The organism is Micromonospora sp. WMMD558 (genome assembly GCF_049315255.1).
Taxonomy (GTDB): domain Bacteria; phylum Actinomycetota; class Actinomycetes; order Mycobacteriales; family Micromonosporaceae; genus Micromonospora.
This window is the reverse complement of the sequence record NZ_CP186061.1, coordinates 2,469,450-2,495,283: the sequence shown is the minus strand read 5'-3', so window position 1 is coordinate 2,495,283 and position 25,834 is coordinate 2,469,450. Positions and strand designations below refer to the sequence as shown.

Annotated in this window: 23 protein-coding genes; 7 read left to right on the top strand and 16 right to left on the bottom strand. The window is 74.0% G+C overall.

Annotated elements, in window-relative coordinates:
* Positions 1–9 precede the first annotated feature (9 nt).
* The 3 genes from ACN26Y_RS12190 to ACN26Y_RS12180 form a co-directional block, all read right to left on the bottom strand.
* A complete protein-coding gene (locus ACN26Y_RS12190; RefSeq protein WP_155330396.1) occupies positions 10–3,435 on the bottom strand; it encodes an ATP-dependent helicase in 3,426 nt (1,141 codons plus the stop codon).
* Between the two features lie 124 nt (positions 3,436–3,559).
* The gene (locus tag ACN26Y_RS12185; protein WP_422734736.1) at positions 3,560–4,126 is read right to left on the bottom strand and encodes a TIGR00730 family Rossman fold protein; all 567 of its coding nucleotides are present in this window, start codon (positions 4,124–4,126) and stop codon (positions 3,560–3,562) included.
* Positions 4,127–4,128: 2 nt separating this feature from the next.
* Positions 4,129–4,980 carry a TIGR00730 family Rossman fold protein gene (locus ACN26Y_RS12180; protein WP_155330394.1) on the bottom strand — a complete coding sequence of 284 codons (852 nt, stop codon included), beginning with the start codon at positions 4,978–4,980 and terminating at the stop codon, positions 4,129–4,131.
* A gap of 155 nt (positions 4,981–5,135) precedes the next feature.
* On the opposite strand from ACN26Y_RS12180, the gene ACN26Y_RS12175 reads away from it, so the two are divergent.
* Complete coding sequence (locus tag ACN26Y_RS12175; RefSeq protein ID WP_155330393.1) at positions 5,136–5,306, top strand: hypothetical protein; 171 nt, start codon at positions 5,136–5,138, stop codon at positions 5,304–5,306.
* Positions 5,307–5,375: 69 nt separating this feature from the next.
* Here ACN26Y_RS12175 and dapE read toward each other — a convergent pair whose 3' ends face one another.
* Positions 5,376–6,449, bottom strand: a complete 1,074-nt coding sequence (gene dapE, locus ACN26Y_RS12170; protein ID WP_155330392.1) for a succinyl-diaminopimelate desuccinylase — start codon at positions 6,447–6,449, stop codon at positions 5,376–5,378.
* Positions 6,450–6,473: 24 nt separating this feature from the next.
* Between dapE and dapD the strand changes: the two genes are divergently transcribed.
* Both dapD and ACN26Y_RS12160 read left to right on the top strand, forming a co-directional pair.
* On the top strand, positions 6,474–7,433 hold the full coding sequence (dapD, locus tag ACN26Y_RS12165) for a 2,3,4,5-tetrahydropyridine-2,6-dicarboxylate N-succinyltransferase (protein WP_155330391.1): 960 nt from the start codon (positions 6,474–6,476) through the stop codon (positions 7,431–7,433).
* Between the two features lie 11 nt (positions 7,434–7,444).
* On the top strand, positions 7,445–8,002 hold the full coding sequence (locus tag ACN26Y_RS12160) for a sugar O-acetyltransferase (protein ID WP_422734735.1): 558 nt from the start codon (positions 7,445–7,447) through the stop codon (positions 8,000–8,002).
* An 11-nt stretch (positions 8,003–8,013) separates the two neighbouring features.
* On the opposite strand, the gene ACN26Y_RS12155 is transcribed toward ACN26Y_RS12160, so the two are convergent.
* Genes ACN26Y_RS12155 through fdxA form a run of 4 tightly spaced genes read right to left on the bottom strand, consistent with a single transcriptional unit; the run spans position 8,014 to position 11,220 of the window.
* Positions 8,014–8,676, bottom strand: coding sequence for a nucleoside/nucleotide kinase family protein (locus tag ACN26Y_RS12155; RefSeq protein WP_422734734.1), 663 nt, complete (start codon positions 8,674–8,676; stop codon positions 8,014–8,016).
* Positions 8,677–8,712: 36 nt separating this feature from the next.
* The gene (locus ACN26Y_RS12150) at positions 8,713–9,783 is read right to left on the bottom strand and encodes a prephenate dehydrogenase (protein ID WP_422734733.1); all 1,071 of its coding nucleotides are present in this window, start codon (positions 9,781–9,783) and stop codon (positions 8,713–8,715) included.
* Between the two features lie 7 nt (positions 9,784–9,790).
* A complete protein-coding gene (dapC, locus tag ACN26Y_RS12145; RefSeq protein ID WP_422734922.1) occupies positions 9,791–10,897 on the bottom strand; it encodes a succinyldiaminopimelate transaminase in 1,107 nt (368 codons plus the stop codon).
* On the bottom strand, positions 10,894–11,220 hold the full coding sequence (fdxA, locus tag ACN26Y_RS12140; protein WP_088992046.1) for a ferredoxin: 327 nt from the start codon (positions 11,218–11,220) through the stop codon (positions 10,894–10,896). The genes dapC and fdxA overlap by 4 nt, the downstream gene beginning before the upstream one ends.
* Positions 11,221–11,299: 79 nt before the next feature.
* Between fdxA and ACN26Y_RS12135 the strand changes: the two genes are divergently transcribed.
* Entirely contained in the window at positions 11,300–12,259 is a 960-nt protein-coding gene (locus ACN26Y_RS12135) for a GNAT family N-acetyltransferase (protein ID WP_155330387.1), read from the top strand.
* A gap of 76 nt (positions 12,260–12,335) precedes the next feature.
* Here the strand turns inward: ACN26Y_RS12135 and ACN26Y_RS12130 are convergent, their stop codons facing one another.
* The 3 genes from ACN26Y_RS12130 to mshB form a co-directional block, all read right to left on the bottom strand.
* Positions 12,336–12,803: a hypothetical protein gene (locus tag ACN26Y_RS12130; RefSeq protein WP_422734732.1), complete on the bottom strand. Its 468-nt coding sequence runs from the start codon at positions 12,801–12,803 to the stop codon at positions 12,336–12,338.
* A gap of 81 nt (positions 12,804–12,884) precedes the next feature.
* Positions 12,885–13,319: a hypothetical protein gene (locus ACN26Y_RS12125; protein WP_422734920.1), complete on the bottom strand. Its 435-nt coding sequence runs from the start codon at positions 13,317–13,319 to the stop codon at positions 12,885–12,887.
* A gap of 17 nt (positions 13,320–13,336) precedes the next feature.
* Positions 13,337–14,263, bottom strand: a complete 927-nt coding sequence (gene mshB / locus ACN26Y_RS12120; protein WP_422734731.1) for an N-acetyl-1-D-myo-inositol-2-amino-2-deoxy-alpha-D-glucopyranoside deacetylase — start codon at positions 14,261–14,263, stop codon at positions 13,337–13,339.
* 86 nt (positions 14,264–14,349) lie between these two features.
* On the opposite strand from mshB, the gene ACN26Y_RS12115 reads away from it, so the two are divergent.
* The gene (locus ACN26Y_RS12115) at positions 14,350–16,494 is read left to right on the top strand and encodes a prolyl oligopeptidase family serine peptidase (protein ID WP_422734730.1); all 2,145 of its coding nucleotides are present in this window, start codon (positions 14,350–14,352) and stop codon (positions 16,492–16,494) included.
* 112 nt (positions 16,495–16,606) lie between these two features.
* Here the strand turns inward: ACN26Y_RS12115 and ACN26Y_RS12110 are convergent, their stop codons facing one another.
* The 5 genes from ACN26Y_RS12110 to ACN26Y_RS12090 all read right to left on the bottom strand — a co-directional run bounded on the left by ACN26Y_RS12110 (position 16,607) and on the right by ACN26Y_RS12090 (position 22,658).
* Positions 16,607–18,349, bottom strand: coding sequence for an ABC transporter substrate-binding protein (locus tag ACN26Y_RS12110; protein WP_155330383.1), 1,743 nt, complete (start codon positions 18,347–18,349; stop codon positions 16,607–16,609).
* 142 nt (positions 18,350–18,491) lie between these two features.
* The gene (locus ACN26Y_RS12105) at positions 18,492–19,478 is read right to left on the bottom strand and encodes an ABC transporter permease (protein WP_155330382.1); all 987 of its coding nucleotides are present in this window, start codon (positions 19,476–19,478) and stop codon (positions 18,492–18,494) included.
* Between the two features lie 8 nt (positions 19,479–19,486).
* The gene (locus ACN26Y_RS12100; protein WP_155330381.1) at positions 19,487–20,494 is read right to left on the bottom strand and encodes an ABC transporter permease; all 1,008 of its coding nucleotides are present in this window, start codon (positions 20,492–20,494) and stop codon (positions 19,487–19,489) included.
* Positions 20,491–21,570 (bottom strand): ABC transporter ATP-binding protein, encoded by a 1,080-nt coding sequence (locus ACN26Y_RS12095; protein WP_422734729.1) that lies wholly within the window; start codon positions 21,568–21,570, stop codon positions 20,491–20,493. Before ACN26Y_RS12095 ends, ACN26Y_RS12100 begins: the two co-directional genes overlap by 4 nt.
* A complete protein-coding gene (locus ACN26Y_RS12090; RefSeq protein WP_422734728.1) occupies positions 21,567–22,658 on the bottom strand; it encodes an ABC transporter ATP-binding protein in 1,092 nt (363 codons plus the stop codon). The genes ACN26Y_RS12095 and ACN26Y_RS12090 overlap by 4 nt, the downstream gene beginning before the upstream one ends.
* Positions 22,659–22,894: 236 nt before the next feature.
* Between ACN26Y_RS12090 and ACN26Y_RS12085 the strand changes: the two genes are divergently transcribed.
* Together ACN26Y_RS12085 and ACN26Y_RS12080 are read left to right on the top strand one after the other, a co-directional pair.
* Complete coding sequence (locus tag ACN26Y_RS12085) at positions 22,895–24,331, top strand: TldD/PmbA family protein (RefSeq protein ID WP_422734727.1); 1,437 nt, start codon at positions 22,895–22,897, stop codon at positions 24,329–24,331.
* Positions 24,328–25,761, top strand: coding sequence for a TldD/PmbA family protein (locus tag ACN26Y_RS12080; RefSeq protein WP_155330378.1), 1,434 nt, complete (start codon positions 24,328–24,330; stop codon positions 25,759–25,761). Before ACN26Y_RS12085 ends, ACN26Y_RS12080 begins: the two co-directional genes overlap by 4 nt.
* Positions 25,762–25,834: the final 73 nt, after the last annotated feature.

The window sequence follows — 25,834 nt, the reverse complement described above, 5'->3', positions numbered from 1 at the left end:
CTGGCACGCTCACTCCTCGCGCTCACGGGTCTCCGGCCGGGGGATGACGGTCGGCGGTTCGACGACCTGGCGCCCCTGCCCGGACACCGGGCAGCTCGTGCGTACCGGGCAGACCCGGCACTTCGAGTTGGCGACCGCGGCGAAGGTGGCGGCGGCCATCGTATCGGCGGTGCGCCGGACCAGGGCGGTCGCCCAGCCCGCCTCCGGCCCCTCGCCGGCTGGCGGCTGGGACTGCTCCTTCGCGTCCTTCGCGCCGGTGCCGAGCTGCACCAGGGCGGCGCCCCCGGACTCGTCCCCGTACTCGCCGAACGCCCCCGACTCGACCGCCGCCTGGTACGCGCCGAGCTGCGGGTGCTCCGCGAGGTCCGCCGCGGTGACCGCGGTCGACTTGCCGGTCTTCAGGTCGACGACCACGAGCCGGCCGTCCGCGTCGACCTCCAGCCGGTCCACCCGGCCGACCAGCTCGACCGGCCGACGCGGGTCGTCGAGCCGGACCGCGAACTCGTGCTCGATGGCGAGCAGCCGGCGCGGGTTGGCGGCCAGCCAGCGCAGCAGCTTGTCGACCATCGCCTCGGCGCGGGCCCGCTCCGGCCCGGCCATCCAGCGGGCGGCCAGCTCGATCGCGTCGAAGCGGGCGGCGACGTAGTCGAGCAGGGCGCCCCGGTCCGCACTGGCGTCCTCGGCGAGCATCGCCGCGGCGTGCACCAGGTTGCCGACACCCTGGGCGGTGCCGGCCGGCGCGCTGCCGCCGTGCCGTTCCAGCAGCCAGCGCAGGCTGCACCGCAGGGCGCTCTCCATCGCCGACGGGGTGACCCGGACCGGCTCGCCCTCGTCGACCAGCGGCCGGTCGTCGGAGAGGGGGCGCAGCCCCCACCAGTCGTCCGGGTGCGCGCCGGAGACCCCGGCGGCGGCCAGGCGGGCCAGCTCGGCAGCCGCCGCGTGCCGCCGGGCGGGCGGCGCGGCCGGGTCGGTGGCGGCGGTACGGAGTTCGGCCACCAGCGACGCCAGGGTCAGCGCCCGGGGCGGCCGGCTCACCGGCAGCGTGGTCACCCGGTGGGGTTCCGGGTCGCCGTCCCCGGCCGGCACCGCCGCATCGGCGTCCGGCTCGGGGTCGGACGGCGACGGGCCGGTGGGCGGGTCGCCACCGCCGCCGGTGGGCGGGTCGGTGGGGCCGAGCTCGTAGAGGAAGCGGCTGGGCTGCTCCTCGTGGTCGTCCCCGCCCACGGCCGCCGAGGCGACGGCGCTGACCAGCAGGGAACGCCGCGCCCGCGTCACCGCTACGTGGAACAGGCGCCGCTCCTCGTCCAGCAGTGCCGAGGTCTGGCCGATCACCGTGGCGAGCCGGCCGTCGCCGGCCGAGCGGCCGGCGAGCACGTCGACGAGGCGCTCGGAGCCGAGCAGGCTGCCCCGCAGCCGCAGGTCGGGCCAGACGCCCTCCTGCACGCCGGCGACGGCGACCAGGTCCCACTCCAGGCCCTTGGCGGCGTGCGCGGTGAGCAACCGGACCGCGTCACCGCGGTCGGCGGTCGGTGCGAGGGTGTCCGCCGGCAGGTCCTGCCCGAGCACGTGGTCGAGGAAGACCTCGGTCCGCGCGCCGGGCAGCCGGTCGGTGAAGCGGGCGGCGGCGTCGAACAGCACCATCACCGCGTCCAGGTCCCGGTCGGCCGCCTCGGCGCGCCGGCGGCGGGCGACGTCCCCCTCCCCCGCCGTCGCCGGGGTCCGGGCCAGTGCCGCCGACCACAGCTCGGCCAGCCCGCTGGCCCGCCAGACCGCCCACAGCACGTCCTCGGCGGTGGCGCCCGGCCGGGCGGCCGTCTCCCGGGCGACCGCCAGCAGGCCGGCGACGGTCTGCGCGGGCTCCGCCCACCGGCGGTCGATCCCGGCCAGCTCCGCCGGGTCGCGCAGCGCCTCGACGATCAGCTCCCCGGACGGGCGGCGGTCACCCGCGGCGAGCGCCATGACCCGGAGCCCCTGCCGCAGCCGGCGCTCGGCGAGCGGGTCGGCCCCGCCCAGCGGCGAGTGCAGCAGGGCGACGGCCGCCTCCTCGTCGAGCCGCTCCGGCTCCAGCGCGCACCGCAGCAGGAGCAGCAGCGGGGCGACCGCCGGTTGCAGGTGCAGCGGCAGGTCCTCGCCGTGGACCACGGTCGGCACGCCGGCGGCGTGCAGGGCGCGGCGCAGCGACGGCAGCTGCCGGGCGGTGGACCGCACCAGCACCGCCATCTCCGACCACGGCACTCCGCCGAGCAGGTGGGCCTCGCGCAGGGCGTGCGCCAGCCACGCCGCCTCGCTGGTGGCCGAGCGGAAGGTGCGGACCTCCATCGTGCCGGGGGCCGCGTCGGGCAGCGGGCGCAGCCGCCGGTGCGCCGCCGGACCCCGCAGCCGGCGGGCCAGCCGGGCGCTCGCCGCCAGCAGCCGGGGACCGGCGCGGTACGAGGTGGTCAGCACGACCTGGGCGGCGGGCGCCCCGGAGGCGGTGCGGAACCGGTGCGGGAAGGTGGTCACGCCGGTCGGGTCGGCGCCCCGGAAGGCGTACGTGGACGAGTCGGGGTCGGCGAAGGCGACGAGGGTCTTGCCGCCGCCGGCCACGGTCGCCAGCAGGTCCTGCTGGGCGGGGTCGGTGTCGGCGTACTCGTCGACGTAGACGTACGCCAGCCGGCGCCGCTCGGCCGCCAGCAGGTCGGGGTCGTCGAGCAGCATGCCGGTGGCGGCCCGGACCAGCTCGGCGGGGTCGTACGCGATCGAACCGCGGTTGCTCACGTCGCGCAGCGCGAGCACCGCCACGTACTCCCGGAGGAAGCGCGCGGCGGCCGGCCAGTCGGCGCGGCCGAACTTCTCGCCCAGCCGGGCCAGCTCGACCGGGCCGACGCCGCGCTCGCCGGCACGCATCAGCAGGTCCCGCAGCTGCGCGGCGAAGGCGCGGGTCCGCAGCGCCGGCCGCAGGTCCTCCGGCCAGCCCACCGGGTCGTCGCCCGGCTCCTCGCCGACCAGGTCGAGCAGCTCCCGGATGATCAGATCCTGCTCGGGGCCGGTGAGCAGGCGTGGCGACGGTTCGCCGCGCTCGGCGGCGGCGCGCCGCAGCAGCCCGAAGGCGTACGCGGGGAAGGTACGCACCAGCGGTTCCCGCAGCACCCGGTGCCCGTCGCCGGCGACGCGCGCCTCGATCCGCTGCCGTAGGGCGGTGGCCTGCCGGCGGCCGAACGTGAGGACGAGGACCTGCTCGGGATCGACCCCCTCGGCCACCCGGGCGGCGACCGCCTCGACGAGGGCGGCGGTCTTGCCGGTGCCCGGGCCACCGAGCACGAGCATCGGCCCGTCGGTGTGCCCGACCACCTCCGCCTGCCGCGGGTCCACGACCCGCGTGCCCCTCTCCGCCGGCCCGCCGGACCGGCGGACGGCCGCGTCGGCGGGCCGGCGCACCAGCCGGTACGCCTGCATTCCCTCATCCCACCAGACGCCTCCGACACGGCACGCGACCCCTGCCCCGCCACGCCGCCCGGGATCCGTCCCGCGTGCCCCGGCCTGAACGGGCAGCGGCGTCCGGCCGGCAGGGATCGCCCGGTCAGGCCGGCAGGCCGGGCGGTCCGGTGAGGCCGGCCTCGATGGCGTCGAGAGCGGCGGGGACGGTGTCGACCACGGTGAGCAGGGCCAGGCCCGCCGGCTTCAGGAAGGTCTGGTCGGCGAGGCCACCCAGCCAGTCGAGCAGGGGGCGGTAGAAGCCGTCGGTGTCGACCAGGACCATCGGCTTGGCGTGCAGGGCCAGCGTGGCCGTGGTCCAGACCTCGAACAGCTCGTCCAGCGTGCCGAGGCCGCCCGGCAGGGTGAGGAAGGCGTCCGACTTGTCGAGCATGAGCGTCTTGCGGTCGGCCATCGACTCGGTGACCAGCAGCTCGTCGGAGGCGAGGTCGGCGACCTCGAGGTCGACCAGGGCCTGCGGGATGATCCCCAGCGTCCGCCCGCCCGCGGCCCGCGCCCCGTCCGCCACGGAGCCCATCATCCCGACGCAGCCGCCGCCGCTCACCAGCGTGTGGCCCCGCCGGGCGATCTCCGCGCCGGTCTCCGCCGCCAGGTCGAGCCAGCGCCGGTCGAGGGTACGGGAGGACGCGCAGAACACACAGATGGCCGCCACGGTCAGTCCCGGCGGCCCTCGTCGGCGGCGATCCGTTGGTCCGCCGCGGTGCGGGCGACCGCCTCCTCGCGGACCGCGTCCTGCTCGGCGGAGAGCACGGCCTCCGCCTCCACGATGTGGCGGACCGCGTCGTTCACGTCGTCGGTGAGGCAGATCAGGTCGAGGTCGACCGGCCCGATCTTGCCTTCGGCGGCCATGGTGTCGCGCAGCCAGTCCATCAGCCCGCCCCAGTAGCGGGTGCCCATCAGCACCACCGGGAAGCGGGTCACCTTGCCGGTCTGCACCAGGGTGAGCGCCTCGAACAGCTCGTCCATGGTGCCGAAGCCACCGGGGAGGACCACGAACGCCTGGGCGTACTTGACGAACATGGTCTTGCGGGCGAAGAAGTAGCGGAAGTCGATGGCGAGGTCGACCCAGTCGTTGATGCCCTGCTCGAAGGGGAGTTCGATGCCGAGCCCGACGGAGAGCCCGCCGGCCTCGCTGGCGCCCCGGTTGGTGGCCTCCATCACGCCCGGGCCGCCGCCGGTGATGACCGCGTAGCCGGCCCGGGCCAGCTGGCCGCCCAGCGCCTCGGCCAGCCGGCACTCGGGGCTGTCCGGGAGGCTGCGGGCGGAGCCGAAGACGCTGACCGCCGGCGGCAGGTCGGAGAGGGTGTCGAACCCCTCGACGAACTCGGAGAGGATCCGCAGCGCCCGCCACGCGTCCCGCGTCTTCCAGTCGCTGCGCTGCCGCGAGTCGAGCAGCCGCTGGTCGGCGGTGCTGTCGGTGATCGCCGCGCGGCGCAGGGTGACGGCGCCCCGGTGCCGCTCCCGCCGCGGCTCGCCCTCCGCCGCCCGCCCGTTGCTCTCGCTCATGGGAGCAACCGTAGTGGAGTCCCACCCGTCGGACGTGCTGGCCCGAGCAGGCCGGAAATTCGTCGCGATCACGGGCAACTATTTCGGTCGCCCGTACGTCTTACTATTCACATACCGGGTATGCCCCGGCGCGCGCCTTCGGGGGAGGAGCCAGCGTGATCACCAACAACGAGAGGATGCGGATCCGCCGTCAGATGCAGCGGCGGATCCGGGACGTGGTGGCCGAGCGCCGCCGCGCCCGCCTGATGGAGCCACCGGCCACGGAGCCGGCCGGCGATCCGGCGGAGACCACGGCCGGCGGGTCCGCCCTGACCCGGACGGCCTGAGCCGCACGCACCGCCGCCGGCCGGGAGGGTCCCCGGGGGGTGGCTTCCCGGCCGGCGGGGCGCGGTGGATCAGGCGGCGGCGAGCCAGCGGTGCAGGGTGGCCGCGCCCTCGCGGATCTTGCCGACCTCGACGTGCTCGTCCTTGTGATGGGCCAGGTTCGGGTCGCCGGGGCCGAAGTTCAGCGCCGGGATGCCCATCGCGGCGAACCGGGCCACGTCCGTCCAGCCCAGCTTGCCGATCGGCGCGGCGCCCACCGCCGCCAGGAACTCCTGCGCCGGCGGTGCGTCCAGGCCCGGGAGCGCCCCCGCCGCCGCGTCGGTCACCTCGAGGTCGAAGCCGTGGAAGACCTCGCGCAGGTGCGCCTCGGCGGCCGCCGGGTCACGATCCGGCGCGTACCGGTAGTTGATCTCGATCTCGCAGTGGTCCGGGATGACGTTGCCGGCCACGCCACCCACGATCCGGACCGCGTTCAGCCCCTCCCGGTAGTCGCAGCCGTCGAGGGTCACCCGGCGCGCCTCGTACGCCGTCAGCCGGCGCAGCACCTCGCCCGCGCCGTGGATCGCGTTCACCCCGTGCCAGGACCGGGCCGCGTGGGCGCGCTCGCCGTGCGTGGTGACGATCGCCCGCGTGGTGCCCTGGCAGCCCGCCTCGACGATCCCGTACGTCGGCTCCAGCAGCAGCGCGAAGTCGGCCTGCAGCCACTCCGGGTGCGCCTCGGCGACGAGGAAGAGACCGTTGTACTTCGACTCGATCTCCTCCGCCTCGTAGAAGAAGTACGTCACGTCGTACCGCGGCTCGGCCAGCGTCACCGCCAGGTGCAGGGCGTACGCCACGCCGGACTTCATGTCGGAGGTGCCGCACCCGTACATCAGGTCGCCGCGCATCATGGACGGGAAGTTGTTGTTCAGGGGAACCGTGTCGAGGTGCCCGGCGAGCACCACCCGCTGGGCGCGGCCCAGGTCGGTGCGGGCCATGACCGTGTTGCCGTGCCGGTAGGTCGTCAGGTGCGGCACCCGGCGCAGCACCTCCTCGACGCAGTCGGCGATCGCCTTCTCGTTGAGGGAGACGGACTCTATGTCGACCAGTGCGCGGGTCAACGCCACCGGATCAGCCAGGACCTCGGGGGTCAGCGGGTTCTCCATGTTCCGCACGGTACCTTCAAGGTCGTGAGTAGCGCAGAGTCTGCCTGGGGCATCGGCCTGGCCACCGTGACCGCTGACGATCAGGTGCTCGACACCTGGTACCCGACCGGCAAGCTGGGGCTCGGTGAGCTGCCGCTGGTCCCCGGCGAGGACGAGGCGGACGTCCTCGACCTCCCCCCGGGCGCGATCGGCGACCGGGCGCTGCCGGGCCTGCGCACCGTCCAGGTGGTCACGGTGATCGGCTCGCTGGACGACCCGATCAAGGACGCCGCGGACGCGTACCTGCGGCTGCACCTGCTCTCCCACCGCCTGGTCCGGCCCAACGAGCTCAACCTCGACGGCGTCTTCGGCAAGCTCGCCAACGTGGCGTGGACCTCGGCCGGGCCCTGCCCGCCGGAGCGGGTCGACGAGCTGCGGGTGATCGAGCGGGCCGCCGGCCGCCACCTGGCGGTGTACGGGGTGGACAAGTTCCCCCGGATGACCGACTACGTCGTACCCTCCGGCGTGCGGATCGCGGACGCCGACCGGGTCCGGCTGGGCGCCCACCTCGCGCCCGGCACGACCGTGATGCACGAGGGCTTCGTGAACTTCAACGCGGGCACCCTCGGCACGTCGATGGTCGAGGGCCGGATCGTGCAGGGCGTGGTGGTCGGCGACGGCTCCGACATCGGCGGCGGCGCCTCGATCATGGGCACCCTCTCCGGCGGTGGCACCGAGAAGATCCGCATCGGCGAGCGCAGCCTGGTCGGCGCCAACGCGGGCGTCGGCATCACGCTCGGCGACGACTGCGTGGTGGAGGCCGGCTGCTACGTCACCGCCGCCTCCAAGATCAGCCTGCCGGACGGCCGGGTGGTCAAGGCCCGTGAGCTGTCCGGCGTGGACGGGCTGCTCTTCTGGCGCAACTCGGTCACCGGCGGCCTGGAGGCGAAGCCGCGCACCGGCAAAGGCATCGAGCTGAACGCCGCCCTGCACGCCAACGACTGAGCCGGTCGTCCGTGACCTCGATGAAGGACCGCATGCTCGCCGGCGAGCCGTACCTCGCCGACGAGCCGGAGATCCTCGCCGACCTGGACCGGGCCGCCCGGTTGATGGAACGGTTCAACAGCAGCCCGGCGAGCGACCCGGCGGGTCGGCTCGCCGCGCTGCGGGACCTGCTCGGCGGGCTCGGCGAGGACACCTGGGTCCGGCCACCGCTGTACGTCGACTACGGGACCCGCATCACCATCGGCCCGCGCAGCTTCGTCAACTTCAACGCGGTCCTCCTCGACGTCGCGCCGATCACCATCGGCGCCGACGTCCAGATCGGGCCGAACGTGCAGTTGCTCACCCCGACCCACCCGGTCGAACCGGAGCCCCGGCGCGCCAAGTGGGAGGCGGCGAAGCCCATCACCATCGGCGACAACGTGTGGCTCGGCGGCGGGGTGATCGTCCTCGCCGGAGTCACCATCGGGGAGAACACGGTGGTGGGTGCCGGTGCCGTGGTCACCAGGGACCTACCGCCGAACGTCGTCGCCCTCGGGAACCCGGCCCGGGTGGTGCGCGAACTCGCCTGACCGTGTGGCGGTCACGGGGGCGGCGGCTCGGTGAGGCGTACCACCAGGTCGGCCCGGTCCGCCGTCGCGGCCACCAGCGCGGCGTTGGCCTCGTCGCTGCCGTACGCCCAGACCCGGGCCTCCTCGGGCGACCGCCCGTACGCCTCGTGCCGGGCGGTGAGCCGGCGCAGCCGCAGCTCCGCGTCGAGGTCCAGGAACCACGCCTCGTGCAGCAGCGGCCGGATCTCCTCCCACGGCCACTCCGGCAGCAGCAGGTAGTTGCCCTCGGTGACCACCAGCCGGACCTCCGGCGGCACCTCGATCGCCCCGGCCACCGGCTCCTCCAGGTCCCGCCGGAAGACCGGCGCGTACACCGCGGTGGGTTCGAGCCGGCGCAGGCGGCGCAGCAGCGAGACGTACCCGTTGGCGTCGAAGGTGTCCACGGCGCCCTTGCGCGCGGTTCGGCCCAGCCGGACCAGCTCGGCCTGCGCCAAATGGAAGCCGTCCATCGGGACCAGCCGGGCGACCGGTCCCACCGCGGCGACGATCTGCTCGGCCAGGGTCGACTTGCCGGCACCGGGAGCGCCGGCGATGCCGAGCAACTGGCGCGGGCCGGCGTCGGCGAGCGCGTGGGCGCGCGCCACCAACTCGTCGAGGGGGACGACCCGCGCCGCCACCACCGGCCCGTTCACCATGCCCTCACCCTATCGGCGTCCCGCCGGGTGGCGAGATCAGTCGGCCCCACGCGGCCGCGCCGACGGATCCGGGACGTGGGCGGTGTAGCTGACCCGGTCGCCCCGGACGTGGCAGCCGCCCAGGTGGCCGCCGGCGGCGCCCAGCTCCCGCAGCCAGGCGACCTCGTCGACATGGTCACCGCCGGCGGGAAAGTCCCGGACCCGGGTGGCGTACCCGCGACCGGACAGCAGCTCGCGCGTGGCGCCCGCCTCGGCGTGCAGCACGGTCAGCCGCTCCGCGTCGCCGGACCGCAGCGCGTCGGCCAGCTCGTCCAGGTACGCGGTCACCCCGGCCAGCTCGCGCAGCACCCGCTCCCGGTTGCCGAGCAGCATGTTGGCGGTACGGGCGGCCGGGGTGCCGGCGACCCGGGTGCCGTCACGGAAGCTGCCGGCGGCCAGCGCGAGGACCGCGTCCCGCAGCGTCGCCCGGCGGACCGCACCGGCCAGCGCGCCGGCGAGCAGGTGCGGGACGTGCGAGGCGAGGGCGGCGGCGCTGTCGTGCGCGTCGGCGGCCATCGGCACCACCCGGGCCCGGAACACGTCCAGCAGCAGCCCGGTCAGCCAGCGGAACGGCCCGGCCGCCGGCCCCGGGCAGAGCACCCACGCGGCGCCGTCGAGCAGCGTCGGCGCGGCGGCGGTCAGCCCGGCCGACTCGGCGCCGGCCATCGGGTGGCCGGGCACGAACCGGTCGAGCAGACCGTGCCGGGCGGCCGCCTCGGCCACCTCGGCCTTGGTGCTGCCCACGTCGGTGAGGACGCAACCGGGCGGGCTCGCCCCGGCCACCAACGGCAGGGTGGCCGGCAGGGTCGGCAACGGCCCGCACAGGAACACGACGTCCCGGCCGGCGACCGCCTCCTCGACGGTCTCGGCGGCCGTCACCCCCTGCCGGCGCGCGTGCTCCCGCGTGGCCGGGTCCGGGTCCCACCCGGCGACGTCCAGCCCCGCGTCGCGGAGCCGCAGCAGGACGGACCCGCCGATCAGGCCGGTGCCGACGACGGCGGCGCGGACGCCCGCGTACCCCCCGCCGGCCCCCGGACGGCCCGGGCCGGTGGTCCCGTCGCCCGTCATCGCCCGCTCAGGCGGCCAGTCGGCCGGCGACCGCCGCGACGTGCTCGTCGGACTCGGTCAGCGCCACGCGCACATGCCGGGCACCGGCCGGACCGTAGAAGACGCCGGCCGCGACCAGGATGCCGCGCCGGGCCAGCCAGTCGACGGTCTCCCAGCAGTCCTCGTCCCGGGTCAGCCACAGGTAGAGGCCGGCCTCCGAGTGCTCGACGGTGAACCCGGCGCCGGTGAACGCGGCGTGCAGCGCCACGCGCCGGGCCCGGTAGCGTTCGCGCTGCTCCTCGGCGTGCCATTCGTCGTCCAAGGCGGCCACCATGGCGGCCTGCACCGGGGCGGGCACGATCATGCCGGCGTGCTTGCGCACCTTCAGCAGCTCGGCGACGAGCGCCGGGTCACCCGCCACGAAGCCGGCCCGGTAGCCGGCGAGGTTGGAACGCTTCGACAGCGAGTGCACGGCGAGCACGCCCTCGTACGAGCCACCACAGACCTCCGGCGACAGCACCGAGACCGGCTCGGCGTCCCAGCCGAGCGGCAGATAGCACTCGTCGCTGGCGACGACCGCGCCGCGCTCCCGGGCCCAGTCGACCACCTTGCGCAGGTGGGCCGCGGGCAGCACCCGGCCGGTCGGGTTGCCGGGCGAGTTCACCCAGACCAGGCGCACCCGCGGCGTCGGGCCGACCGCGGTCAGCGAGTCGGCGCGGACGACGGTGGCGCCGGCCAGCCGGGCGCCGTCCTCGTAGGTCGGGTACGCGACCGACGGCACCACGACGACGTCGTCCGGCCCGATCCCGAGCAGCGTCGGCAGCCAGGCGACCAGCTCCTTCGAACCGACCGTCGGCAGGACGCCGAGCCCGTTCACCCCGGCCCCACACGCCCGCGCGACCCAGGCGGCGATCGCGTCACGCAGCACCGGCGTGCCGGCGGTCAGCGGGTAGCCGGGGGCGTCCGACGCGTCGGCCAGCGCCTGCCGGATCACCGGCGGCACCGGGTCGACCGGCGTGCCCATCGAGAGGTTGATCAGGCCCTCCGGGTGCGCCGCGGCCAGCGCGGCCGCGGCGTCCAGGGTGTCCCAGGTGAACTCGGGCAGCCGAGCCGAGACCGGCGCGGGCCGGTTCAGTGGCCCTCTCCGCGCGGCGGCTGGGCGGCGACGAAGGTCGCGTCCTTCTCCACCTTGCCGATCTTCGAGGCACCACCGGGCGAGCCCAGGTCCTCGAAGAACTCGTAGTTGGCCGCAGTGTAGTCCTTCCACTGCTCGGGGACGTCGTCCTCGTAGAAGATCGCCTCGACCGGGCAGACGGGCTCACAGGCACCACAGTCGACGCACTCGTCGGGGTGGATGTAGAGCATCCGGTTGCCCTCGTAAATGCAGTCGACCGGGCACTCCTCGATGCATGCCTTGTCGAGCACATCCACGCACGGCTCGGCGATGATGTAGGTCACCGATCTTCTCCTCCGCAAGACGCGCCGCGATCACCCGCGACGGTAAGAGCCTAGTATCTCGGCGGGGAGGAGGTCGATCGTGCTCCGACAGCAGGACGTGGGACACCGCATCGTGGTCCGCCGCATTGTGGGGATTCGCGAAGGCAGACCCCTCTTCTCCGACGCGCTCGGCGAGCTGGTCGAACTGAGCGAGACCCATCTCACTATCGCCACCACCCAGGGCCGGATCGAGGTCCCGGTGGCCGAGGTGCACCGGGCGAAGCGGGTCCCGCCGGCCCGCCGGCCGACGGCCGCCGCGGTGGCCGCGCTGGAACTCGCCGCCGACGAGGCGTGGCCGGCGCCGACCCGGGCCCGCCTCGGTGACTGGCTGCTGCGCAGCGCCGACGGCTGGACCGGCCGGGCCAACTCGGCGCTGCCCGTCGGCGACCCGGACCGGCCGCTGCCCGCCGCGCTCGACGCGGTGGAACGCTGGTACGCCGGCCTCGGCCAGCCGGCGCTGGTCAACACGCCGCTCCCGCTCGCGGCGCCGGTCGGCGCCGAACTCGACGCGCGGGGCTGGACCAGCCGCCCGCCGGTGCTCGTGCAGACCGTGCCGCTGGCCGCCCTGCCCCCGGCCGCACCCGAGCCGGCCGGGTCACCGCCGGTCGAGCTGGCGACCGCGCCGTCCGAGGAGTGGCTGGCGATCGCCGCCGGCCGCAAGGGCGGCCTGCCGGACGCCGCCCGCCACGTGCTCACCGCCGTGGACCAGGTCCGCTTCGCCGAGGTGTACGCGGGCAACCGGCTGGTCGCCGTCGGCCGGGGCACCGTCACCGGTGCGGGTCGGTGGCTCGGTCTGAGCCTGATCGAGGTGCTGCCCGAGGCCCGCCGGCAGGGGCTGGCCCGGCGTATGATCCACGCCCTGGCCGGCTGGGGTGCGGCGGCCGGCGCCACCGACGCCTTCCTCCAGGTCGAGCAACGCAACACGGGGGCGGTCGCCCTCTACCGCACGTTGGGCTTCACCACCCACCACACCTACCTGACCCGGGTCGCCCCCGGCTGACGTCGGCCCGCGGCACCCCGGGGTGAGCACGGGGCGTGACAGTCCGGGACGCCGCGTGCCGGGTCGACGGCGCCCGTCAGCGGCGGACCGGCCTGCGGGGCTTCGCGGCCTTCGTCTCGGCGTACCGCTTGAGCGTCTGCGACCGGTGGTCGAGGCCGAGCGCGACGGCCAGCAGGTAGCCCAGGAGCACGCCGACGCCGGTCGCCGCCAGGTAGAGCCAGATCTGCGCGAAGAAGGTGCCCGCGCCGCCGCCGAACGGATTCTCACCGACCAGCAGGGGGCCCACCAGCACGGTCAGCGCCAGCGCGACGCCCACCGCGGCGGCCACGTCCGAGCCCCACCGGGCGGCCGGCCGGCGCCGGGCCCAGACGAAGGTGACCGCCGCCAGGACCAGCCCGATCACCACGAACATCCCGAGCGACATCCGGTCGGCGGCCGCGGTGTCGTCCGCGTCGAAGCCGAACCGGATGATCAGCCGGGCGACCACGTTGACCACGAACAGCGCACCCGCGAGTATCCCGACCGCGCGCCACCGCTGACTCATCGCACGCCTCCCGCCGTACCGCCCGCCGCCCTCCGGCGGGCCTTCCTGGCAGGAATGTCTACCACCGGAAGCTGTGCGCCGTCAGGCCCCGGGGCGGGTGGGCGGGACCGCGAGGACCTGCCGGAAGCCCAGCACGGCGAACGTCATCGCGCCGGCCACGACGAGCAGCAGGTCCACCCATGTCCCGGTGAGCAGCACGTCGCCCTCGGCGGTGCGGATACCGGCGACCGCGACGATGGCGAACCACGGCACCGCCGGCAGTGCCACCGCCCACCGGCGCGCCACCGTGGCGTGGGCGAACCAGCTCAGCGCCACGTTCGCGCCGATCGCCACCAGCACCGCCACGCCGATCAGGTACCCGCCGACCCGGACCGGGGCGAGCAGCAGCTCCAGCACCGCGCTCACCACCCCGCCGACCACGGAGAGCAGGCCGCCGGCGACCCGCAGGACGAAATCGACGGCCCGGCCGGAGCGCTCGGGCGGCGGTGGCACGCCCTCGTCGGGCACGACCGACATCGGCGCGGCGGGGAGGGTCACCGGGAACCGGCCGCGCCGACCGGTGACCGGTCCGGGCCGTCGACGACCGCGAGCCCGGCGAACAGGTCGTCCTCCCAGCCGTACCGGCCGGAGCCCGGGCCCTTCTCGCCGACCGCGAGGGTGTAGTACTCCACCCCCATGAACTCGCTGCCGAAGTTGCCGGCGATCGAGTACAGCCAGGAGTCGTCCGGGATCTGGGTGGCGTGCGCCCGCATCGCCGCCTCCTTGGCGGCGTGCTGGTCGGTCGCGTCGATCCGGGCGGCGATCTGCGCGTCGGGGGTGCAGAAGGGCAGCTCGGTGGCCTCCTCGATACCCACGAACGGGTTGTCCGACGAGCCGGCGAAGTGGGCCATCCCGGCCTCCAGCACGCTCTGCGGCATCGCCGTCCAGTAGATCTTCGCGGGGCCGAAGCCCTCGGCGCCGGCCAGCTCGGCGGCGCGCATCGCCACCCGGTGCGCCTGGATGTGGTCCGGGTGACCGTAGAAGCCGTTCCCGTCGTACGTGATCATCACCTGCGGCCGGATCTCGCGCATGATCTCGACCAGGTGCCCGGCGGCCTCGTCGAGGTCGGCCTGCCAGAAGGCGCGCGGGTGCTCGTTCGTGGCGAGGCCCATCATGCCGGAGTCCCGGTAGCGGCCGGCGCCACCGAGAAACCGGTGGTCGGTGACGCCGAGCGCGCGGCAGGCCGCCGCCAGCTCCCCGATCCGGTAGCCGCCGAGCTGGTCCGCCTCGGCCGCGGCGAGCTGCGCCAGCGCCGGCACGTGGATCTCGCCCTCCTCGCCGAGCGTGCAGGTCACCAGCGTGACGTGGGCGCCGGCGGCGGCGTAGTGCGCCATCGTCGAGCCGGTGCCGATGGCTTCGTCGTCGGGGTGCGCGTGGACCAGCAGGAGCCGGCGGTCGGGCAGCGTCGTCACGTCCGTCACTCTAACCGGCGGTTCTCCCCCGCCGGCCCGGACGCGTCCACGCAGGTCGGCCACATCACCTCCGGCGCCGTCCTACGATCCGACGTGTGGACTTTCCGGAACTGGCCGCACGTACCCGTCGGTTCCGCCACGGGGCACCACGCGCCGTCTCCGTGGCCGACGACGGCTCCCGGGTGGTCTTCCTCCGCTCGGCCGGCCCGGAGGACCCGGCCGACGCGCTCTGGCTGCTCGACGTCGCCAGCGGGGAGGAGCGGCTGGTCGCCGACCCGGCGGCGCTGCTCGGCGGCGACGCCGAGCAGCTCAGCCCCGGTGAGCGCGCGCTGCGCGAGCGCCTCCGCCTGAGCGCCTCCGGCATCGGGTCGTACGCGCTCGACTCGGCCGGCCGGGTGGCGGTCTTCGCTCTCGGTGGCCGGCTCTTCCGGGCCGACCTGGTGCACGGTGACGTGGTCGAGGTGGCCACCACCGGCCCGGTGCTCGACCCGCGGCCGGACCCGACCGGGCAACGGCTGGCGTACGTGACCGACGAGGCCGACGGGGTGCGGCGCGGCGAGCTGCGGGTGGTCGAACACGACGGCACCGACACCATGCTGGCCGGCGAGGACTCCGGGGTGACCTGGGGCCTGGCCGAGCACGTCGCGGCGGAGGAGTTCGACCGGTTCCGCGGCTACTGGTGGGCCCCGGACGGGCGGTCGGTGCTCGCCGCCCGGGTCGACGAGTCGCGGCTGGAGCGCTGGCACCTGCACGACCCGGCCGACCCGGCGAGCGCGCCGACGAGCGTCGCGTACCCCCGGGCCGGCGGCCCGAACGCGGAGGTGAGCCTGCACCTGCTCGACCTCGACGACGGTTGGGTGGACGTGCACTGGGACCGGGAGACCTACCCGTACCTGACGACGGTGCACTGGGCCGACGGCGGGCCGCTGATCACCGTGCTGCGCCGGTCGCAGCAGCACGGCCTGGTGCTGGCGGTCGACCCGCGCACCGGGGAGACGCAGGTGCACGCCGAGCTGGCCGACCCGCGCTGGGTCGACCCGATCCCGGGCACTCCCGCCCACCTGCCGGACGGCCGGGTGCTGGTCGGCGGGGAGCTGGCCCACGACGGGTACGACGCCCGCTGCCTCTTCGCCGACGGCACCCTGCTGACCCCGCCGTCGCTGTACGTCCGCCGGGTGGTGGGCCGGTTGCCGGCCGCCTCGGGCAGCGGGCCGGCCGACCTGGTCGTGGAGGCGAGCGAGGGCGAGCCCAGCGAGCAGCACCTGTTCCGGGTGCGCACCACCATCGGGGGCGGCGTCGACGCCCGACGGATCACCACCGACTCGGGCTGGCACGTGGCGGCCGTCGGCGGTGACGTCCTGGTGGTCGGCAGCGCCTCGCTGGACCACGCCGGCCTGCGCTGGACGGTGTGGCAGGGCGACCGGGAGGTGGCCGAGCTGCGGTCGTCCGCCGCGACCCCGCCGTACTCGCCGTTGCCCCTGCTGGAGCGGGTGACCGACCGCCGGCTGCCGGCTGCGGTGCTCTACCCGGACAACCACGTCACCGGCCGCCGGCTGCCGGTGCTGCTCGACGTGTACGGCGGCCCGGGCCACCAGGAGGTGCTCGCGGCCCGGTCGGCGTGGCTGGAGCGGCAGTGGTGGGCCGACGCCGGGTTCGCGGTGGTCGTGGTCGACAACCGGGGCACGCCGGGCGTCGCGCCGTCGTTCGAGAAGGCCATCCACCGGCGGATGGCGGACGTGGTCCTCACCGATCAGGTGGAGGCGCTCACCGCGCTCGCCGACAAGCACCCGGACCTGGACCTGGGCCGGGTGGCCGTGCGGGGCTGGTCGTTCGGGGGCTGGTTGGCGGGGCTGGCCGTGCTGCGGCACCCGGAGCTGTTCCGGTGCGGGATCGTCGGCGCGCCGGTGACCGACTGGGCCCTGTACGACACGGCGTACACCGAGCGGTACCTGGGCCTGCCGGACGACGGGATGGACGTGTACGCCCACCACTCGTTGGTGGAGTTGGCGGCCGAGCCGGTCACCGGCCCGGACCAGGCGCGCCCGCTGCTGCTGGTGCACGGGCTGGCCGACGACAACGTGGTGGCCGCGCACACCCTGCGGCTGTCGGCGGCGCTGCTGGCCACCGGGCGGCCGCACTCGGTGCTCCCGCTGACCGGCGCCACGCACATGGCTGCCGGCGGCACCGCCGAACGCCTCCTGAAGCTGGAACTCGACTTCCTCCGCACCCACCTGGCGTGAAAGGAAGGGCCCCTTTTTAACGCCTGCGGTAGAGGAAGGGCCCCTTCTTAACAACGCGGAAGGCCCCCGGCCGACGACGCTGTCGACCGGGGGCCCGCTTCCGCGGTGCGGGTTACGGCTTCACGTGCGCGTTCACGAAGGACGGGTACCCGAAGACGCTGGAGATGAAGACTCCGCCGGCCTTCGAGCCGTGCACGACGTACGCCACGTCGACGTAGAGCGGCACGACGGGCGCGTGCTCCTTCATGATCCGCTCGTCCAGCTTGCCCCACTCCGGGCCCTGCTCGGCCGGCGACAGGGCCAGGATCCGGTCCATCTCGGCGTTGATCGCCGGGTCGTTGAAGTACGACTGGTTGCTGTTGCCCTCGGCCTTGATGGTGCGGCCGTCGTAGAGCACCGGCAGGATCGAGGCGCCGCTCGGCCAGTCGGCCGCCCAGTTACCGATGTACAGGTCCCAGGGGTTGTCCTTCTTCTTGATCTCGTCCAGCTTCGCGTCGTCCGGGATGTTCCGTACGATGATCTTGAATCCGGCCCGCTCCAGGTTGCCCTTGAGCTGGGCTCCGATCTGCTGCTCGGTGGTGTTGTCGGCAACGCCGAGGACCAGCTCCGGGGTCTGGCCGCCGAGCAGTTCCTTGGCCTTCTCGACGTTGCCGGTCGCGCCGGCCGGGTACGCGTCGAACGCCTGGTAGCCGATCGTGGACGGCGGCATGAGCGTGGTCATCGGGGACGCGACGGTCTGCCCGCCCAGCGCCTTGACCAGGCCCTCGCGGTCGATGGCGTAGTTGAGTGCCTGCCGGACCTTCAGGTCCTTCACCCGCTGGTTGTTGATGACCAGCTGGTTGGCGCTCGGCGTCGGCGACAGGATGCTGCGGGACTTGAGCGCCTGGTCGCCCGCGACCCGGGCGACCAGCGAGGAGGGGACGAAGTTCCAGGCCAGGGCGCTCTGGTCGGCGCCGTTGTCGGCGATCACCCGGTTGTTGGCGGCGTCGGCGGTCGGGCCGAAGCTCCACACGAACCGGTCCGGGTACTGGTGCCGCACCGGGTCGGTGTTCGCGTCCCAGTGCTCGTTGCGCTCCAGCACGATCTCGGTGCCGGCGGTGTACTTCGTGATCTTGTACGGTCCGGACGAGAACGGCTGGTTGTCGAGGTTGACGCCGGTGTCCTTGTCGGCCGGCAGCGGCGCGGTTGTCGGCAGCGAGACCGCGAACGGCAGGTCGCAGCGCGGCTTGGTGAACTCGAAGCGCAGCGTCTTCGCGTCCGGCGTGGTCAGGCCCGGGGGCAGCGCGGTCTTGTTCGCCTTGAAGTCCCACGCCGTGTCGTACTGCGGGGAGTCGGCGAGCCACTCCTGGATGTAGGTGGGGCCGCCGGTGAGGTCCGGGTCGAAGGAGCGGGCGATGCCGTACGCGATCTCCTTGCTGGTGATCGGGCGGCCGTCCTCGAACTTGACCCCGTCCTTGATCTTGAATTCCCAGACCTTGCAGTCGTTGTTGACGTTGGTGCCCGGCGTCTCGGCCAGGTCGCCGACCAGGACCAGGCCGCCCTTGCCGTCGTCCTTCCAGGTGGTCAGGTAGCGGGCGAAGAGCGGGGACGCCATCAGGCCCGCGAACGAGTACGTCCGCTGCGGGTCCAGGTGGGAGATGGGGGTCTCCCGGATGATGGTGAAGGTGCCGCCCTTCTGGGCGCCGGGAACCTCGGCCGCCGGCCCCTTCGAGTCCTTCGGGTCGGTCGCGATGACCCCGGTCTGCTGCCGGTTGGTGTCCACCGTGGTGCCCTCGCCCGTGTTCTTCGAACACGCACCCAGGGCCACCACCAGTGCGATCGCGCCGCCTGCGGCGGCCGCCACGCGTGGTCGCATTCCTACCTCCTCCACCCCGGTCGCGCCGGTTGACCACCGGCGTCCCGAGGATCGTAAAGAAGAAAAACTACAAGTTGTGTAACAGTTGTCGATAAATTTCACCGCCGTCCGGCCGCCGGCCACCGCCTCGTGAGCGGCTGGGTCAGCCGAGCCGGACGCGCGGGTCGATGGCCGCGTACAGGAGGTCCACCAGGACGTTGGCCACCACCACGAAGACCGCCGCGATCAGCACGGTCGCCATGATGGTGGGCAGGTCACCGGCCCGGACCGCCTCCACGGCCGTACGCCCCAACCCCTGAAGGCCGAAGGTGGTCTCGGTGATGACCGTGCCGCCCAGGGCCGCGCCGACGTCGAGACCGGCGATGGTGACCACCGGCGTGATCGCCGCGCGCAGCGCGTGCCGCCCGTACACGGTCGGTTTGGCCAGGCCCTTCGCCCGCGCGGTACGCACGAAGTCCTCCGACAGCGTCTCCAGCATCTGCGCCCGCGACAGCCGGGCGTAGATCGCGGAGAAGAGGAAGGCCAGCGCGAGCCAGGCGAGCACCAGCCCGCTCGCCCATTTCAGCGGATCGTCGAGGATCGACGTGTAGCTCGGCACCGGCAGCAGCCGCAGGTTGTAGACGAAGACCAGCAGCAGAACCGCGCCGACGAAGTAGAGCTGGAGCGAGGCACCGGTCAGCGAGAAACCGATCGCCGCCCGGTCCAGCCAGGTGCCCCGGCGCAAGGCGGAGACCATGCCCAGCCCGACGCCCAGCAGCAGCCAGAGGATCGCGGCCGGGATGACGATGCTGAGCGTCACCGGCAGCACCCGGGTGATCGTGTCCAGCACGGCCTCGTTGTTCACGTACGACCAGCCGAGGCAGGGCGCGTCGCACCGGCCGCCCTGCGCGCTGCCCAGGTCCCGGCCGGTGAAGATGCCCTTCACGTAGCCGCCGTACTGGGTGAGCAGCGGGTCGCGCAGGCCCAACTCCTGACGCACGCGCTCCAGCCGCTCGGGGCTGCAGTTCTTCGGGCACATACCGCTGACCGGATCGCGCGGCAGGGCGAAGAACATGAGGAACGTCAGCACGCTCACCGCGAACAGGGTGAGCACGGCGGAGAGGATCCGCTTGATCAGGAAGCGCGCCATGTCTGCACCTACCTCGACGACTTCGGGTCGAGCGCGTCGCGCAGCGCGTCGCCGAAGAGGTTGAACGCGAACACGAGCGCGAAGATCGTGATGCCGGGGAAGAAGACGAACGCCGGGTCGGTCTGGAGGTAGTCCAGGCTCTGGTAGATCATCCGGCCGAAGCTCGGCGTCTCCTCGGTGAGGCCGACGCCGATGAAGGACAGGGCGGCCTCGCTGGTGATGAACTGCGGCACCGCGAGCGAGAACGCCACCAGGATCGGCGCCCAGATGTTCGGCAGCAGTTGCCGGAACAGCATGTGCCCGAGACCGGCCCCGCTGGCCCGCGCCGCCTCGACGAACTCCCGCTCCCGCAGCGCGATCACCTGACCCCGGACCAGCCGGGCGGTGCTGGTCCAGCCGAAGATCGCGAAGACGGCGATCAGCACGCCGACCCCGAAGGCCGGCGGCACCGCGTCCCGCTCGCCGTAGAAGCGCAGCGTGAGCGTGGGGGTCAGCGCCAGCGCGATGATGAGGAACGGCATGGCGAGGGTGAGGTCGGTGATCCAGTTGACCACCGCGTCCAGCCAGCCGCCCAGGTAACCGGCGAGCGCCCCGAGGACGATGCCGATCACCGTGGTGATAACCGCCGCCGCGAAGGCGATGAACAGCGAGGTCCGCAGCCCGTACACCAGCCGGACGAAGATGTCCCGGCCGAGACCCGGCTCCAGCCCGAAGAAGTGGTCGCCGGACACGCCGCCGGCGTAGCCGAGGGGCATGCCGAAGCCGTCGAGTTTGCTCTGGAACTGGTCGCGCGGGCCGACCCCGTACAGCGCCTCGATCAGCGGCGCGGCCAGCGCCACCAACACGAACAGGATCAGCAACGCGCCGCTGACCATGGCCGTACGGTCGCGGCGCAGCCGCAGCCAGGCGAGTTGGCCGGGTGAGCGGCCGACGAACCGCTTCTCCCGGGGTGTACCGGCGTCCCCGCCGGACTCGATCTCGGCCAGAGCCACGCCCTCCACCGGGGACAGGCTCATCGCGACACCTCCTCAACGTCGGGCTGTGACCCGTGGGTGAGGGGTCCGGTTTCGGGGAAGTGGCAGGCGGTGGCCTGCCGGCCGCCGTCGCGGGGGGTGAGGTCGGGTTCCTGGGTGGCGCAGATGTCGCGGGCTTTCCAGCAGCGGGTGCGGAAGCGGCAGCCCGACGGCGGGTCCAGGGGTGTGGGCACGTCGCCGGACAGGCGGATGCGTCCGGCCGGGCCGAGGCGGGTCACGTCCGGGATCGCCGACAGCAGGGCCCGCGTGTAGGGGTGCTGGGGGCGTTCGTAGATGTCGGTGCGGTCGCCGATCTCCACCACCCGACCCAGGTACATCACCGCGACCCGGTGGCAGAAGTGCCGCACCACGGCCAGGTCGTGGGCGATGAACACGAACGCCAGCCCCAGGTCACGTTGCAGGTCACGCAGCAGGTTGACCACCTGCGCCTGGATCGAGACGTCCAACGCCGACACCGGCTCGTCAGCCACGATCAGCCTCGGCTGCAACGCCAGCGCGCGGGCGATACCGATGCGCTGCCGCTGCCCGCCGGAGAACTCGTGCGGATACCGGTTGTAGTGCTCCGGGTTCAACCCCACCAGTTCCAGCAGCTCCCGCACCCGGGCCCTGGTCCCGCCGGGCGGGGTGATCCGGTTGACCTGCAACGGCATCGCCACGATCCGCCCCACCGTGTGCCGCGGGTTCAACGACGCGTACGGGTCCTGGAAGATGATCTGCAGCTGCTGCCGCAACGGCCGCAACCCACGCCGACCCAGATGCGTGATGTCCCGCCCCGCGAACTCGATCGACCCGGCGGTCGGCTCCAACAACCGCACCAACATCCGACCCGTCGTCGTCTTCCCACACCCGGACTCCCCGACCAGACCCAGCGTCTCCCCAGCCCGCACCTCGAAGTCCACCCCGTCGACCGCACGCACCAACCCCGCCGCCCGCAACCCCGTCCGCACCGGGAAATGCTTGGTCAACCCCCGCACCCGCAACAACGGCCCGGCAGCCGGCGGAACGTCGGGGCCGATGGTCGGGTCACCGGGTCGGGCCGGCGCGGTGTCGGCGCTCATCGGGCCACCCCCACCCGGGCGACGTCCTCGGCGTACCAGCGGGTGCGGTCGTCGGCGGAGAGGTGGCAGGCGACCAGGTGACCGGGCGCGCCGGCCGGGCGCAGCTCGGGCACCTCCGTGCGGGACCGGTCGCCGTTGCGGCCCGCGTAGCGGCAGCGGGGATGGAACGCGCACCCCGACGGCAGATTGATCAACGACGGCGGATTGCCCGGGATCGGCACCAGGTCCGCCGCCGCGTCACCGTGCAACGACGGCACACTCGACAACAACCCCCACGTGTACGGATGCTGCGGCCGCCGCAACACCTGCTCCACACCCCCGTGCTCCACCCCCCGACCGCCGTACATCACCAACACCTCATCCGCCACCTGGGACACCACCCCCAGGTCATGCGTGATCAAAACGATCGCCGACCGGAACTCCGCCTGCAGATCCGCGAGGAGATCCAGAATCTGCGCCTGCACCGTCACATCCAACGCCGTCGTCGGCTCATCCGCGATCACCAGATCCGGATCGTTCACCAACGCCATCGCGATCATCACCCGCTGCCGCATCCCACCCGAAAACTCATGCGGATACTGATCGAACCGGCGCCCCGGCTGCGGAATCCCCACCCGGCCCAGCATGTCCACCGCCCGCCGCCGCGCCTCCCGCCGCCCGGCATCCGGATGATGCACCCGGTACGCCTCAGCGATCTGCCGCCCCACGGAGTAGTACGGATGCAACGCCGACAACGGATCCTGGAAGACCATCGCCATGTCCCGGCCCCGCAACCGGCGCACCTCCTCTTCGGACATCCGCACGAGGTCGCGTCCGGCGAGCAGGATCCGCCCGGAGAGCCGGGTGCGGCGGGGGTCGTGCAGGCCCAGGATCGCCAGGGACGTCACGCTCTTGCCGGAGCCGGACTCGCCGACGATGCCCAGGGTGCGGCCCCGCTCCACCGCGAACGACACGCCGTCGACCGCACGCACCACGCCGTCGGTGGTGTCGAACCGCACCCGAAGGTCGCTGACCCGCAGGTAGGGTGCGTCGCCGGTGCGCGGCTCCGGCGCGCTGGGGCGGCTCGGCGCCGATTCCGGACTGCCCACGACCGCCTCCCTCGGATTGATGTAGGTAATCTACAGCAGAACCCAGAAGGTGAAAATAAGCTACAAGGCGGCGGGCTGTCAGCGGACCCCAGCGTAACGACTGCACAACGCCCCGGACAGCCCTGTTCAACCGGCGTGCGGCAGGTCGGCCCCTCCCGTCGACCGGACACCGCACCGTGCCGCATCCGGCGGCGGAACGGATCACGGATGTCGGTCGGCTCGCCTAGGGTCGGCCCATGACCGAGTTCGACGCGGCCTCCGCCGCCGTCCAGGCCGCCCTCGACGCGGGCGCCCGGTACGCCGACGCCCGGGTGATGCACCGGCGCTACGAGTCGATGTCGGCCCGCAACGGGGACGTCGAGGAGCTGACCCAGGACGAGAGCGTCGGGTTGGGCGTCCGGGCGCTGGTCGGGTCGAGTTGGGGCTTCCACGCCGTCCCCGACCTGTCCGACGCGGCCGCTCGCGACGCCGGCCGGCGCGCCGCGCGGACCGCCGCCGCGAGCGCCCGCGTGCCCGGGCCGCCCATCGACCTGGTGCCGGCCGAGCCGGTCACCGCGAGCTGGGCGTCGGCCTGCGAGGTGGATCCGCTCGGCGTGGCGCTCTCGACCAAGGGCGACCTGCTCGTCGAGGCGACCAAGCTGGTGGCCGAGCACGGCGCCGACGTAGCCGAGGGCCTCTACCAGATCTGGGACACGGCGAAGTGGTTCGTCTCCAGCGAGGGTCACCGGATCGACCAGCGCATCCGCGAGTGCGGTGGTGGCATCTCGGCCACCTCGATCGGGGACGGGGAGACCCAGCGCCGCTCGTACCCGAGCTACCGCGGCCAGTACGGCACGACCGGCTGGGAGCTGGTCGACTCGCTCGACCTGACCGCGCACGCCGCGCGGATCGCCGAGGAGTCCCGGGCGCTGCTCACCGCTCCACTCTGCCCGGCCGGCGAGACCGACCTGATCCTCGGCGGCGAGCAGCTCGCGCTCCAGATCCACGAGTCGGTCGGGCACGCCATCGAGCTGGACCGGATCCTCGGCTGGGAGGCCGCGTTCGCCGGCACCTCCTGGCTCGACCTGGCCCAGCTCGGGTCGCTGCGCTACGGCTCGGAGCTGATGACGATCACCATCGACCCGACGATCCCCGGCGCGCTGGGCAGCTTCGGGTACGACGACGAGGGCTCACCGGCCGTCAAACGGGACGCGGTCCGCGAGGGACGCTGGGTGGGTGTGCTCGCCGGCCGGGATTCGGCCGCGGTCGCCGGCCTGGACCACGGCGGCAGCGTCCGCGCGGACGGCTGGGCGCGGCTGCCGATGGTCCGGATGACGAACGTGGGCCTGGAGCCCGGCCCGCACACCCTGGAGGAGATCGTCGCGGCGACCGACGACGGTGTGCTGATGGACGTCAACCGCTCCTGGTCGATCGACGACAAGCGGCTCAACTTCCAGTTCGGCTGCGAGATCGGCTGGGAGATCAGGAAGGGGAGACGGGGGCGGATGCTGCGCAACCCGACGTACACCGGCATCGGCCCGATCTTCTGGCGCTCGATGGACATGCTGTCCGGCGAGACCGTCTCCTGGGGCACGCCCAACTGCGGCAAGGGCCAGCCCGGCCAGGTCGGGCACACCGGCCACCCGGCGGCACCGGCCCGCTTCCGCGACGTCCGGGTGGGGGTGCGCGCGTGAACGGGCCGCACGCCCGGTCCGAGCCGGACCTCGCCGGCCAGGTGATCGAGCTGGTCCGGCGGCTCGGCGGGCCGGCCACCCAGGCCGAGGTGGTGGTGACCCGGGCGGACGTGGCGTTGACCCGGTTCGCCAACTCGTTCATCCACCAGAACGTCGCCGAGTCCGGCGTCGGGGTCCGCCTGCGGGTGCACGCGGACGGGCGTACCGCCGCCGGCGGCGGCAGCGTGGTGACCGCCGACGGTCTGTCCGCGCTCGTCGAGCGCACCCTGGCCGCCGCACGGCTCTGCCCGCCCGACCCGGCCTGGCCCGGCCTCGCCCCGCCCGCACCGACCCCGTCCGGCGCGCCGGTGGACGAGGCCACCGCGTACGCGGAGCCGGACGAGCGGGCCGAGCGGGTCCGGGCGTTCGTGGCGGCGGCCGGCGGGCTGGATGCGGCCGGCTACTGCCGCACGGCACTTCGCTCGTCGGCGTTCGCCAACTCGGCCGGCCACTCGGCGCGGGGCCGCACGGCCGAGGCGGCGATGGACGGCATCGCCCGCACCGGCGGGGCGGACGGGGTGGCGCGACTGGCCGCCGACCGCCTCGCCGACCTCGACGGCGCGGTGCTGGGCGCCCGCGCGGCCGCGAAGGCCCGGGCGGCGGCCGACCCGGTCGAGCTGGTTCCCGGCCGCTACGAGGTGGTGCTGGAGCCGGCCGCGGTCGCCGACCTGCTGCAGAATCTCTCCTTCTACGGCTTCAACGGCAAGCGGTACGCCGAGCGGCAGTCCTTCGCCGAGCCGGGGGTCGCCCAGTTCGACCCGCTGGTCACCCTGGTCGACGATCCACTCGGCGGTTCCGGGCTGCCGTTCGACGTGGAGGGCACCCCGCGTGGCCCGGTGACCCTGGTCGACGCCGGCACCACCCGCGCCGTGACCCACGACCGGCGTACCGCGGCGGAGGTCGGCACGGTCTCGACCGGGCACGCCGTCGCCGGCGGCGCCACCTGGGGGCCGATGCCCCGCAACCTGCGCCTGTCCCCCGCAGCGGCCGCGCCGGCCGCCGCCGGTCCGCCGGCCGGCGAGTCCGAGTGGGTGGGCGGCGGGGACCTCTCCGGCGCGGTCGTCGATCCGGACACCGCCGCACTGGTCGCCGGGGTGCGGCGCGGCCTGCTGGTCAGCGACCTCTGGTACACGCGGGTGCTCGACCCGAAGAGCCTGGTCGTCACCGGCCTGACCCGCAACGGCGTGTGGCTGGTGGAGGACGGGGTGGTCGCCCGCGCGGTCCGCGACTTCCGCTTCACCGAGGCGTACCCGCGGGCCCTCGGCCCCGGCGCGGTGCTCGGCCTGGGGCGGCGACCGGTGCGCCAGCCCGACCGGGTCGACGGCGTCTGGTGGGAGGCGCCGGCGTTGCGGCTGGCCTCGTGGAACTTCACCGGCGGGGCTTCCGGCTGACCTGGAGTAGGGTGGGTTCCGGCGCGCTCGCGCGCCGGACCTCCTGACCAGGCGCCCACGCCGCCCGGCCGAG